The organism is Limosilactobacillus sp. (assembly GCF_022651205.1).
Classification (GTDB): Bacteria; Bacillota; Bacilli; order Lactobacillales; family Lactobacillaceae; genus Limosilactobacillus.
This window is the reverse complement of record NZ_JALCQI010000038.1, coordinates 1-12,571: the sequence shown is the minus strand read 5'-3', so window position 1 is coordinate 12,571 and position 12,571 is coordinate 1. Positions and strand designations below refer to the sequence as shown.

Below are 12,571 nucleotides of genomic sequence, written 5' to 3'. Positions count from 1 at the left end.
GGATAGGTCAGTAAACGGATAATCACTTCCAGGGTAACGTGGATGGACGATCGCATAGGCATTGGGCAGTTCTTCTGGCATTTCGTGGTGATCAGTAACAATTACGTCTACCCCTTGCTTAACTACCGGATCAATGACTGCCTTGCCGCTTACCCCATTATCAACGGTAATGATCAACGTTGTCCCCCGCTCAATGATCCGCTGGTACGCCTCTGCATTAGGCCCATAACCGTCACGGAAGCGATTAGGAACATAGTAGTCAACCTTCGCACCAATATCACGTAAAACTTCGTACATTAACGCAGTACTGGTAATGCCATCAGCATCGTAATCACCATAAACCGTAATCCGCTCTTCTTGTTCAATTGCTTGCTGGATCCGATTAACGGCCTTATCCATATCATGAAGTTTGTGTGGATCGTGAATTGCCTGCATTGACGGCTGGATAAAGGCCTGCGCCTCGTCAAGTGATGTTATTCCCCGTTCAACCAATAACTGAGCAATTATGGGACTTATAGATAAGCCTTCACTAAGTTTCTGAACTATTTGATTATCCGGCGTCTTTATTCGTTGCCAATCATACTGTGCTTTTACCATTCAAACCACCATTTCGTCCTAAATTAAGAGAGGAGTGAGACCGACACTTTACATCGTCCTCACCCCAATTATAGGGAACTTCCCTATAGTTCCTTTTTATTTTGTTGAAAATCAAAGAACTTTTTAATTGCCCAATCACCAAGTCCAGGAATAATCCCGTATAACCAACTAAGACAAGTAACGTAACCTGGAAGATTAATTTCACGTGTCTTGTAGCCGACATTATCCCAAATCTGTTCAGCCAGTTCATCCGGTGAGATAAACATCCACTTAGGTAAATGTGCCCGATACTTTCCCTGACTATCGGCTTTCTCGAAGAACGGCGTATCGATTGGCCCAGGATTAACGGTCAGAACCTGGACTCCATAGTCCGCTACTTCCATTCGAAGAACATTGTCAAACTGATTTACCCCAGCTTTGGTAGCAGAATATGCCGCACTACTTGGCGTTGGAATTTTTCCAGCAATCGAACCAAGATTAATGATCGCACCATACCCTTGATCCATCATTTGTCGAGCAACGCACCGACTAATATACATTAATGCAAGCAGGTTGACATCCGTCATTTGCTTTAGGGTTCCCAATGACTCACTTGTCGTTGGGGCAAAGTCGCCCAGTCCAGCAGAGTTAACCAAGGCATCAATACCACCAACTTCATGTTGAATCCGCGATAAAACGTCGTCAATCTGGTCGGGATCAGTAACGTCTAATTCATAAGAAAACGCTGGTCGTCCTGATAAAATCAAGCATTGGCTGGCAACCTTTTCCAGACGCTTCTTGTTTCGCGCCGCCACAACAACAATGGCACCACGACGAGCAGCTTCAAGAGCTAACGCCTTACCAATTCCACTGTCGCCACCGGTAATTAAAACAACCTTATTTTTCAAAAAGCGCAATTGCTTAAACCGCTTCTTCATCAAAAGGACCTCCTCGCTTGTTCTTACTTCTTAAACGGTACGTCAATAATATCAAAATCGTTGACAACTCTCGTATCGGGGACAACATCACGAACTTGATATGCTAATTGATAAGCCGCCTTACCCGTATATCGGGCAGAGATATGGGTTAATAACAGTTTCTTTGCCCCTGCCTGCTTTGCCACTTCTGCCGCTTGAAGGCTAGTCGAATGATAGTAGTTATGAGCCATCTTTGCCTCATTCTTGGCAAATGTACTCTCGTGTACCAAGACATCAGCCTTATGTGCCAGAACTACTGCGTTCGGTGTTTGACGGGTATCACCAAGGATCGCTATGATTCGGCCCGGCTGTGGTTTACCAATATAATCTTTACCATCAATCACTCGACCATCATCAAGCTTAACTGTTTTTCCGGCCTTAAGCTGACCATATACAGGTCCAGAAGGAATATTTGCTGCACGGAGCTTTTCTACCTGCAATTCACCAGGATGGTCCGCTTCTTCAATCCGGTAACCATAACAGGCAATTTTGTGATCAAGCGACATCGCAGTGACCTTAAAGCCACGCTTGTTAAATAATTCTTGGTTATGATCAATTTCAACAAACTTCAACGGATAGCTCAATCGTGATTCACTAACCTGAAGAGCTGTCATCACAAATCGCTTAATGCCAACTGGACCATAAATTGTTAATGGCTCATTGCCACCCTGAAATGACCGGGAACTTAAGAATCCTGGCAAGCCAAAAATATGATCACCATGTAAGTGCGTAATAAATATCTTGGTTACCTTTCGTGGGCGAATAGTGGTATGGAGAATTTGGTGCTGGGTTGCTTCTCCGGCATCGAATAACCAAATCTCATTCAATTCTTCCAAAAGTTTCAGGGCAACACTGGTAACATTTCGCTGCTTACTCGGTGAGCCAGCTCCCGTTCCTAAAAATTCAAGCTGCATGCTTTTTCCTCAATTCCTTCTAATTTATTTATTATTGAACGAATTCAAAGACGAACTTATCGATTCGAACAGTATCGCCATCTTGAATTCCCTTAGCGCGTAATGCTTCATCAACACCCATATGGCGAAGCTGACGAGCAAAACGTAATTGACTTTCTTCATGGGTTAAATCAGTCATCTTAAATAGCCGCATTAATTTATCGCCGCCAAGAACCCAGGTGCCATCTTCATCACGACTAATCGTAAAGTCGGCCTGATCTTTTTCTGGGGCTTCGGCTTTGTAAACTGCTTCAAGCTGCTCATCATGACTTTCACTATCAAATGCTGGTGTCTTATCCAAAAGATCAGCAGTTAATTGCATTAGTTGCTGGACACCTTGGTGGGTAACTGCGGAAATTGGGAAGATTTCCGGTTGCTTTTCTAAAGTATCATCAGCTACTAATTCTTTCTTAAAGGCGGCTAAGTTTTCCTCAGCATTTGGCAAGTCCATCTTCGTTGCTACAACAATCTGTGGCCGCTTTAACAGTTCAGGATCATAGTTAGCCAATTCTTGGTTAATCTTCTTAAAACGTTCCATTGCTTGCTTAGGGTCATCACTACTCATGTCAACTAAATGAAGTAAAACCCGAGTCCGTTCAATATGACGGAGGAATTTCAATCCAAGACCAACACCCTTAGATGCTCCTTCAATTAGTCCAGGCATATCTGCCATGGCAAAGTCTCGTCCATCTGGCAAGAGGACCATCCCCAAATTAGGGACAAGAGTAGTAAACTCGTAAGCCGCAATCTTAGGCTTAGCACCAGTTACAACTGATAACAGCGTTGATTTACCAACTGACGGGAAGCCAACCAAACCAACGTCTGCCAACATTTTTAACTCTAACTCAAGATAGCGATCTTGACCTGGTTCTCCATTTTCCGCAATTTCTGGTGCAGGATTCTTGGCACTGGCAAAATGAATATTGCCACGACCACCGCGGCCACCTTTAGCAACTACTAAAGTTTGACCATTTTCAACTAAGTCACCGATAATCTTACCGGTATCTAAATCGCGAACAGTAGTCCCTTGAGGAACGCTAATCACTGTGTCCTCAGCGCTATGACCAGTCATCTGTTTACTCATCCCGTTACCGCCATTTTTTGCTTTAAAAATACGGTGATAACGGAAATCCATTAGGGTCCGTAACCCTTCATCGACTTTCAGGACAATGTTTCCACCATGTCCACCATCACCACCTGATGGTCCACCATTGGGAACATATTTTTCTCGCCGGAAGGAAACCATTCCATTACCGCCCTTTCCGGCATGAGCTTCAATTTTTATTTGATCAACAAAAGTATTCATAAGTTGATTTCTCCGTTCTTATGTTCTATCTATCAGTATATTGGAAAAAATTACTAGCGTCAAAATCAATCGTGACTGCTCCCCTTCGCAACTTCGGCATTTTTCTGGAGCGATACTTTAATTAGTTGCGCGGTCTTCATGTTAATTCCTAAGGAATGAATTTCATCAATTGGAGCAGCAGCGATTTTGGTAATTGAGCCGTACTTTTGAAGTAACTTTGTCCGGGTACGTGGGCCAACTCCTTTGATTGCATCGAGACGAGAAGCCATTGAGTGACGGGCATGAACTCGGCGATGGAAAGTGATTGCGAAACGGTGAACCTCATCCTGAATCCGTTGGACAAGGTAAAATCCCTGGCTTCGCGGATTAAGATTAATATGTTCGTCATGATCGCCAAACAAGAGATCAGCCGTTTTATGTTTATCATTCTTAACCATCCCAACCACTGGGATATCAAGTCCTAATTCATTTTCCAAGACGTCCTTAACGGCATTCATTTGAATTTCGCCACCGTCCATAAAAATCATGTCCGGCATGGCTTTCCCCTCTTTCAAGAGTCGCGAATACCGACGCCGAATTACTTCTCGTGTACTAGCAGCTTCATCAGCATGATTAATTACAGTCGTAAGCTTATATTTTCGGTAAAGTTTTTTTGCTGGCTCACCATCGACAAAGACAACCATTGCGCTAACTGGATCGGCCCCTTGAATATGGGAGTGATCAAATGCTTCAATCTTATGACCAGCAGGTAGCCCTAACGCATCAGTAATCTCCTTCATTGCACCGGTTGTTTTACGCGTATCAAGTTCCAGCAACCGAAACTTTTCGTCAAGTGACAATTGGGCATTCTCATAGGCCATGTCCATCAAGTCACGTTTTTCCCCGCGCTCAGGAGTTCTAACTGGCACCCCAAGGATTTCACTAATTTCCTTGTTAGGGAGACCCTTAGGAAGGAGGATCTCTTTAGGAAGAATATTATTTCGTCGGTTATAGAATTGCAAAATGAAACTGGTCATTTCTTCAACGTCGGTATCTACCACAGGAAATAATCTCTTTTCCCGCTTCATAAGTCGAGCCTGACGAATGAAGAAGACTTGAATCGAGAGCCACCCCTTATCCATATAGAAGTTGAACAGATCCCGTGGCGTCTTATCGTTAGAAATGATTTTCTGTTTTTCTACCGTTACCTTAATGTAATGGATTTGGTCACGAATTTCAGCTGCCCGTTCGAATTCCAGGTTAGCTGCCGCTTCGTTCATCTGCTTAGTTAGTTGTCGTTTAACTTCAGCTGTATTACCGTTCAGAAATGATTTGATCCGTTTTATTTGCCGATCATATTCTTCCCGAGGAACCGTTTTAAAGCAGGCACCAAGACATTGCCCCATATGATAGTAAAGACACGGCCGATTCTGGTAACCATTGCATCGCCGCAAAGGATATACCTTCTGAATAAAGTGAAGGGTTTCTTCGGCCGCGTATACATTCGGGTAGGGGCCAAAATAGTAAGCACCGTCTTTTTTTACCTGTCCAGTAATCATTGTTCGTGGGTCACGCTCATTTGTAATCTTAATGTAAGGATATCCAGTTCCACGTTTTAGTTTGATATTAAAATAAGGCTGGTGCTTCTGGATTAACGTGATTTCTAACAAAAATGATTCCTTATTAGTCGACGTGACAATTGTTTCAAAGTCAGCTACTTCCGAAACCATTTTAGCTACTTTTCCTGTATGCGAACTCTTAAAATAAGAGCGAACCCGGTTCTTCAAGTTTTTGGCTTTTCCGACATAAATAATTTGATCATTGATGTTTTTCATCAAATAGCAACCAGGTTTATCTGGTAATAATGCCAGTTTATGTTCAAGGTGTTCACTTGCCATAAAGATTCCTCCACTTAAATTGCTAAATATTAATTATACGTTATCTTGACGGGGCAACGCAAAGAATCTGTCCGAATAATTGTACTTTCACGTCTATTTATGCTAGAGTATGGAAAAACTAGAAGGAGTGTTGACCATGGGACTCGTCACTCGACGAAGTATGCAACTGGACAAGCTCTTTGACCAGCTTGCGGTTGATCCAAAAAAGACAAAGAAGCAACCAAAGAACACTGACAAAGACAAAAAGAAGTCTGATAAGGACAAGAAAAATAATTAATCTAAAAAGAACCAGCGTGAATGATTTTATTTATCATTCGCGCTGGTTCTTTTTTACTAGTTTTGCTTCTTAAAGCCTTGTGGGTAACGTTTATTTAATTCTTTTATGTTAGTCTTAGCAACTTCATCAAACGGGATATCTGCCCATTCAGCGATTTGAGAAAGGTACCATAAAACATCCCCCATTTCATGAACAAGCTGCTGACGATCTAACTTTCGCCCACGAAATGTGTAGTTTTTTACTAGATCAACAACCTGGCCAGATTCACCTGCCAAGCCTAATGCACAGTTGGTTAATACCTGCTCATTACCATAAAGCGTCCGCTTCGCTGCGTTTTGATATTCATCGAAATCCATTTAATTTCGTTCCTCCCCAATTCGTTGCTCAATCCAATTCCAAACCTGATCCTGACCTTGCTTTTTCACCGCTGAGAACAAGACTGATGGTGTTCCCGGAGCTAAATCAAGTGTCCGAATAATATCATTTTTCACCCGATTGCGAGCATTTGGCTTCACCTTATCAATCTTTGTTCCCACGATTAGAGTTGGAATATTATAATAAGCAAGCCATTGGTACATTGAAATATCATCAGCTGTTGGTTTATGACGACCATCAACTAACTGAATTACACCCCGAAGTTGCTCACGCTGAGTAAGGTATTCTTCAATCATCTTACCGAACCGTTCACGCTCTTTTTTAGAAACCTTGGCATACCCATAACCAGGAACGTCAACAAAGTACAGTTGATCCTCAACATTATAGAAATTCAAGGTTTGCGTTTTACCCGGCTGACTGGACGTGTGTGCAAAGTTACGACGGTTAATTAGAACATTCGTCAGTGAGGATTTGCCGACGTTAGAACGACCGACAAGCGCGATCTCTGGATAATTAGTTGCAGGATACTGTTTCGGTTCAACCGCACTAATTGTTAAATCGACATTATTGACTTGCACTGGATAGCACTCACCTTTCCTGTAAACTATGAAGCTTCCTGTTCACCCTTCATAATATAACGTGGTTCAGTATGTTGGGTTACACAACGCTTATCAATAACTACCTTTTCAACATCCTTCCGACTTGGTAAGTCAAACATCACATCACGCATTACATCTTCAATAATGGAACGTAATCCACGAGCACCAGTATTCCGCTTAATCGCCAATTGAGCCATCGCACGTAATGCCCCTTCGGTAAATGACAATTGACTGCCATCAAGACGAATTAATTCTTGATACTGCTTAACAAGCGCGTTCTTTGGTTCAGTTAGGATCCGAACAAGATCATCTTCGTCAAGTTTTTGCAGAGCAGTCATTACAGGGAGCCGCCCGATAAATTCTGGAATTAACCCAAACTTCAACAAGTCTTCTGGGATGACGTGCTGTAAAATGTTCTTCTCAGTAACATTAGCGGCTTCATCAGAATCAGTTCCAAAGCCGATTGTCTTGTCACCAAGACGTTCCTTAACAATTGTTTCAATACCATCGAAAGCCCCACCAACAATAAAGAGAATATTCTTGGTATCGACCTGAATGAATTCCTGTTGAGGATGCTTCCGTCCACCTTGAGGAGGAACATTGGCAATTGTCCCTTCAAGGATCTTCAAGAGTGCTTGTTGAACCCCTTCACCAGATACATCACGGGTGATAGAAACGTTCTCACTCTTCTTGGCGATCTTATCAATTTCATCAATATAGATAATTCCCTTTTCAGCCGCTTCTACATCAAAATTAGCAGCTTGAAGGAGCTTTAAAATGATGTTTTCAACGTCTTCACCAACATATCCTGCTTCAGTCAAAGTGGTTGCATCGGCAATGGCGAAAGGAACATTTAAAATTCGTGCTAATGACTGTGCTAAGTAAGTTTTCCCCGAACCAGTTGGCCCAATTACAGCAATGTTACTCTTTTGTAATTCGGTATCATTGTTATCACCAGTTGTCATTGCATTGACCCGCTTATAATGGTTATAAACAGCAACGGATAATGTCTTCTTCGCATCAGATTGGCCAATTACATAGTCATCTAACTTACTCATAATTTCTTCTGGTGTTGGTACCTTAAACGTACTGTTCTTCCGGTCCTCTTCAAGCTCCTGGTCAATAATTTCTTGGCAAAGAGCCACACACTCATTACAAATATATACCCCCGGACCTGCAACAATTTTCTTCACTTCATCTTGTGACTTTCCACAAAATGAACAGTGGACTGAATCCATACCACTAGTATCTTCAAACATGGATTGTAGCCTCCTATTAATCTACTGGTCTTATAATAACAAACTTAACGAACTAATTCGAATTATTGGTTTCAATAATTCCTCAAAGTTAGAATAAGGGACTGCAATGGAATGCTCCACTACGGTCCCTTTTCATATTATTTTACTGACAGAAAGATTAATTACTTTTCTTTCTTCTTGTCGTCAGCCTTTTCAACTTGCTTTGCGGAGTCAGCAACCAAGTCAACAGCCTTCCGGATCTTGATGTCATGAGTAAGCATGTCTTCAGATAAAGCATTCTTAACTTGGTCTTCCTTCATGCCGTATTGCTTTGCAAGATCACTAATTTCGTCCTTAATTTCATCGTCAGTTGCGGTTAACTTTGCATCATCAACGATTGCTTCAAGAACAAGGTTAGTCTTAACACGTTGTTCAGCATCAGCAGCAAATTGCTTCTTCAAATCATCTTCTTTAGTACCGGTGATTTGGAAGTACATTTGTGGGCTGATACCTTGTTGTTGCATTCCAGCTAAGTATTGTTGCATTTGACGGTTGGTGTCTTCATCCAACATTGATTGTGGAATATCTTGAATTTCAGCATTCTTAACCGCTGCATTAATAGCTGCATCTTCAATTGCTGCCTTAGCTTGGTTATCCTTGTTTTCTTGTAATTCCTTCTTCGTCTTGTCCTTTAATTCGGCAAGAGTATCAACGTCTTCGTCAACATCCTTGGCAAAGTCGTCATCAAGTTCTGGCAATTGCTTTTCCTTGATTTCGTGAACCTTTACCTTGAAGATAGCATCCTTACCAGCCAAGTTCTTTGCGTGGTAGTCTTCAGGGAATGTAACCTTAACATCAACATCATCGTCAGTATTGTGACCAATCAATTGATCTTCGAATCCAGGAATAAATGAACCTGAACCTAATTCAAGAGAGTAGTTGTCAGCTGAGCCACCATCGAACTCTTTACCATCAACACTACCCTTGTAGTCGATAACAACGGTATCACCCTTAGCAGCTGGCTTACCTTCCTTTAATACAAGTTCAGCTTGTTGTTGACGCTTCTTTTCAATTTCAGCGTCGACATCAGCATCACTAACTGAGGTATCTTGCTTTGGAACTTCCATTCCCTTGTAATCGCCAAGCTTAACTTCTGGCTTAACGTCAACAGTAGCAGTCAATACCCAAGGTTGATCCTTGTCCATGCTCTTAATGTTGATTTGTGGTTGAGCAACTGGATCAATTCCAGCTTCTTTAACTGCGTCACTGTAAGCTTGTGGCAATACCTTGTTTAAAGCATCTTGGTAAAGAGATTCTTCACCATACATTTGGTCAAAAATTTGACGAGGTACTCGACCCTTACGGAAACCAGGAACAGTAATCTTCTTCTTGGTTTCTACGAAGGCTTCGTCAAGTCCCTTCTTAATAGTGTCGACATCAATTTCAAATGTCAAAGTACCTTTGCTGGCGTCGCTATCGCGTTCCCATTTTGCTGACATTTTATTTCCTCCAATATACATCAGATTGACCATACACTAATCAGGCTGGTCTTTACATACTCTACTAGTTTACCGTACGTAAGTAGTAATTGCAACTAATCAAGAAATTCGATCTAATTTAATGATTTAAAAAGAAAAAAGGCTCGGAAACCGAACCTCTTTTCTCACTGAAACTAATAATTAAATTAGTCTAAAACGTCGGATACAACACCGGCACCAACAGTGTGTCCACCTTCACGAATAGTGAACTTAAGACCCTTTTCAAGGGCAACTGGCTTTTGTAATTCAACAGTGAATGTTACGTTATCACCAGGCATAACCATTTCTACACCATCTGGCAATTCAATAGTACCAGTAACATCAGTTGTGTGGAAGTAGAATTGTGGACGGTAGTTTGAGAAGAATGGAGTGTGACGGCCCCCTTCTTCCTTGGTCATAACATAAACTTCACCCTTGAACTTCTTGTGAGTTTGGATGGAACCTGGTTCAGCAAGAACTTGACCACGTTCGATTTGATCGTGTGAAATACCACGAAGCAATACACCAACGTTGTCCCCAGCTTCACCAAGATCAAGAGTCTTGTGGAACATTTCCAAACCAGTAACAGTTGACTTAAGAACGTCTTCAGTCAAACCAACGATTTCAACTTCGTCACCAATCTTAACAGTACCACGGTCGATACGACCAGAAGCAACAGTACCACGACCAGTGATAGTGAATACGTCTTCGACAGGCATCATGAATGGCTTGTCAGTAGGACGCTTTGGAGTTGGAATGTAATCATCGATAACATCCATCAAGTGAAGGATAACCTTTTCTTGTTCTGGGTCACCTTCAAGTGCCTTAAGTGCAGAACCACGAATAACTGGAACATCGTCACCAGGGAAATCGTATTCGCTAAGTAAGTCACGAACTTCCATTTCAACCAAGTCAACCAATTCATCATCGTCAACCAAGTCAGTCTTGTTCAAGAATACAACGATGTATTGAACACCAACCTGACGGGCAAGAAGAATGTGTTCACGAGTTTGTGGCATAGGACCATCAGTTGCGGCAACAACAAGGATAGCACCATCCATTTGTGCGGCACCGGTGATCATGTTCTTAACGTAGTCCGCGTGACCTGGAGCGTCAATGTGAGCATAGTGACGCTTTTCAGTTTCGTATTCAACGTGGGCAGTGTTAATAGTGATACCACGTTCCTTTTCTTCTGGAGCTGCATCGATATCAGCGTAGTCTTCAGCCTTAGCCAAGCCCTTTTCTGATAATACCTTAGTGATAGCAGCAGTTAAAGTAGTCTTCCCATGGTCAACGTGGCCAATAGTACCAATGTTTACATGGGGCTTTGTACGTTCATAATGTTCTTTTTCAGCCATTAATGAAAACCTCCTGTGAATTTACAAGTATAATGCCAGTCATTTCAGAAAAACAACTGACACACCCTTATGGATATTGTACTACTTCTTTTCGCCAATGAAAAGATTAATCAAATGGCTCTCAAGAAGAATTCTATAACATAATATCAACTATCTGCCGATTTGTAAATAATTTACTTCATGTTTTTATTGTAAATTATCAATGAACTGGTTAAGCCGCTTTTGCCAATGGATAATATTCTCATTTTTCCCAGAATATTCACCCGTTGTGGCCCGCTTAATCATTAAATCGATCCACTCTTCAGCGTCTGTAATTACTTTGGAAATTAATGGATTTAACAAAATTGTTTGAAGATCTAATTGCATTTGTAAGCTTCTTAAAAGCTGTGGGTTAGTTTGTCCTAACTTATTTGACAAGATCTGCTGACAGTGGATCACTACCGGATTTTGATAGACCATTGGCAACTCAGCAGGAATAACGGAATACTCCTTTTTATCAATCCACAGCATTGTTACTTCTTCACGACAATGAATCTGCTGCAAAATATTTAATATGTCCGCTTTAACAAATTGCTGAGTAAACGGATCACGAAGTAAAAACTTTGCACCAATCATAAAATCGGTTAATGGTAACTGATCTGCCGCAAGTAAACGTTGCCGTTGCTCTACTAGTGAGTAGTCTCCAAGATGATAAAAATTTCGCAGACGGTTTTGGATAGTTTCCTTAAATTCATGATTATAATTTTCTTCCGCTTGTTGAACTAGTGGAAGAAGAGCTGAAGTAACCTTTTCATTCTGCCGTAAGAGCATTGCCCGAGTAGAAATGAAATGCTGAGCCTTTAAACTCACCTGTACAAGAAACTCTAAATCAGATGTAAAAGCCTGTGGTTCCTGAATTGCGACTTGATAAGCAAGTTTGTACTGCTTGGAATTATAAAGTGCCCTTGTTGTCCAAACAACTAGCTCACTATCGTTAACTTGATCCCGCAGATCAAGAAAAATTGCTGCGGCATCACGCCACTTATTTTCTTTTGTAAGTCGTTTTGCCTTTTCAAACTGGTCCTTCTGTTCAGAATTCATTTGCATTCTCACCTTATTTTTTAACACTAAGAAATTAGGGAGAGTGGGACAGAACTAGCTTGTCTGGTTCATTGTCCCACCTCCGCAAGGATGGTTATGGTCAAACGCTGATAAGTCAGCACTTGACCTGCCAACCAGTCACTGCGCTGTTGTATTTTATCTTTAAAATAGTTAAGAGGCTGGGTTAATTCTCGGCCTCCTGATCACTATTTATTATTCATTGTTCTTTTTTTGAGTGGTGTTTTCGACCACGGCCACGTCCAGAATGACGTTTAGCTTTTTTCTTGTTTTCTTGTTGATTGGAATTCTTCTCTTCTACCTTTTGTGCAGAACTCTTTTTTCGTGAATGCTGGTTAACTTCCATAATCACTGGAAGAATTACTGGATGACGTTTAGTTTGGTCAAACAAGAAACGATTTAGTTTTTCACGAACATCCT

12 protein-coding genes and 1 pseudogene are annotated in these 12,571 nt (G+C 41.5%); 1 reads left to right on the top strand and 12 read right to left on the bottom strand.

All coding sequences use genetic code 11. From position 1 onward, the window contains the following. From LKJ51_RS06945 to uvrC, 5 genes are all read right to left on the bottom strand, one after another. The coding region (locus LKJ51_RS06945; protein ID WP_291980208.1) for a single-stranded-DNA-specific exonuclease RecJ at nucleotides 1-597 on the bottom strand (597 nt) is incomplete at its 3' end. 83 nt (nucleotides 598-680) lie between these two features. Then, nucleotides 681-1,514, bottom strand: a complete 834-nt coding sequence (locus LKJ51_RS06940) for an SDR family NAD(P)-dependent oxidoreductase (protein WP_291979491.1) — start codon at nucleotides 1,512-1,514, stop codon at nucleotides 681-683. A 23-nt stretch (nucleotides 1,515-1,537) separates the two neighbouring features. Continuing rightward, nucleotides 1,538-2,467 carry a ribonuclease Z gene (rnz, locus tag LKJ51_RS06935; RefSeq protein ID WP_291979492.1) on the bottom strand — a complete coding sequence of 310 codons (930 nt, stop codon included), beginning with the start codon at nucleotides 2,465-2,467 and terminating at the stop codon, nucleotides 1,538-1,540. Between the two features lie 31 nt (nucleotides 2,468-2,498). After that, entirely contained in the window at nucleotides 2,499-3,812 is a 1,314-nt protein-coding gene (obgE, locus tag LKJ51_RS06930; protein WP_291979493.1) for a GTPase ObgE, read from the bottom strand. Between the two features lie 65 nt (nucleotides 3,813-3,877). Next, on the bottom strand, nucleotides 3,878-5,689 hold the full coding sequence (gene uvrC / locus LKJ51_RS06925; protein WP_291979494.1) for an excinuclease ABC subunit UvrC: 1,812 nt from the start codon (nucleotides 5,687-5,689) through the stop codon (nucleotides 3,878-3,880). A gap of 136 nt (nucleotides 5,690-5,825) precedes the next feature. Between uvrC and LKJ51_RS06920 the strand changes: the two genes are divergently transcribed. Beyond that, complete coding sequence (locus tag LKJ51_RS06920) at nucleotides 5,826-5,966, top strand: SPJ_0845 family protein (RefSeq protein WP_291979495.1); 141 nt, start codon at nucleotides 5,826-5,828, stop codon at nucleotides 5,964-5,966. A 56-nt stretch (nucleotides 5,967-6,022) separates the two neighbouring features. Here LKJ51_RS06920 and LKJ51_RS06915 read toward each other — a convergent pair whose 3' ends face one another. The 7 genes and pseudogenes from LKJ51_RS06915 to LKJ51_RS06885 form a co-directional block, all read right to left on the bottom strand. Next, on the bottom strand, nucleotides 6,023-6,322 hold the full coding sequence (locus LKJ51_RS06915; RefSeq protein ID WP_291979496.1) for a nucleoside triphosphate pyrophosphohydrolase family protein: 300 nt from the start codon (nucleotides 6,320-6,322) through the stop codon (nucleotides 6,023-6,025). Further along, nucleotides 6,323-6,919 (bottom strand): ribosome biogenesis GTP-binding protein YihA/YsxC, encoded by a 597-nt coding sequence (gene yihA / locus LKJ51_RS06910; RefSeq protein WP_291979497.1) that lies wholly within the window; start codon nucleotides 6,917-6,919, stop codon nucleotides 6,323-6,325. It lies immediately after the preceding gene. 26 nt (nucleotides 6,920-6,945) lie between these two features. Further along, nucleotides 6,946-8,199, bottom strand: coding sequence for an ATP-dependent Clp protease ATP-binding subunit ClpX (gene clpX, locus LKJ51_RS06905; protein WP_291979498.1), 1,254 nt, complete (start codon nucleotides 8,197-8,199; stop codon nucleotides 6,946-6,948). Between the two features lie 161 nt (nucleotides 8,200-8,360). Continuing rightward, nucleotides 8,361-9,677 (bottom strand): trigger factor, encoded by a 1,317-nt coding sequence (gene tig, locus LKJ51_RS06900; RefSeq protein WP_291979499.1) that lies wholly within the window; start codon nucleotides 9,675-9,677, stop codon nucleotides 8,361-8,363. A 185-nt stretch (nucleotides 9,678-9,862) separates the two neighbouring features. Beyond that, on the bottom strand, nucleotides 9,863-11,053 hold the full coding sequence (gene tuf, locus LKJ51_RS06895; RefSeq protein WP_291979500.1) for an elongation factor Tu: 1,191 nt from the start codon (nucleotides 11,051-11,053) through the stop codon (nucleotides 9,863-9,865). Nucleotides 11,054-11,239: 186 nt separating this feature from the next. Next, nucleotides 11,240-12,133: a hypothetical protein gene (locus tag LKJ51_RS06890; protein ID WP_291979501.1), complete on the bottom strand. Its 894-nt coding sequence runs from the start codon at nucleotides 12,131-12,133 to the stop codon at nucleotides 11,240-11,242. Between the two features lie 217 nt (nucleotides 12,134-12,350). After that, nucleotides 12,351-12,571, bottom strand: a pseudogene (locus tag LKJ51_RS06885) (ribonuclease J); the annotation flags it as partial.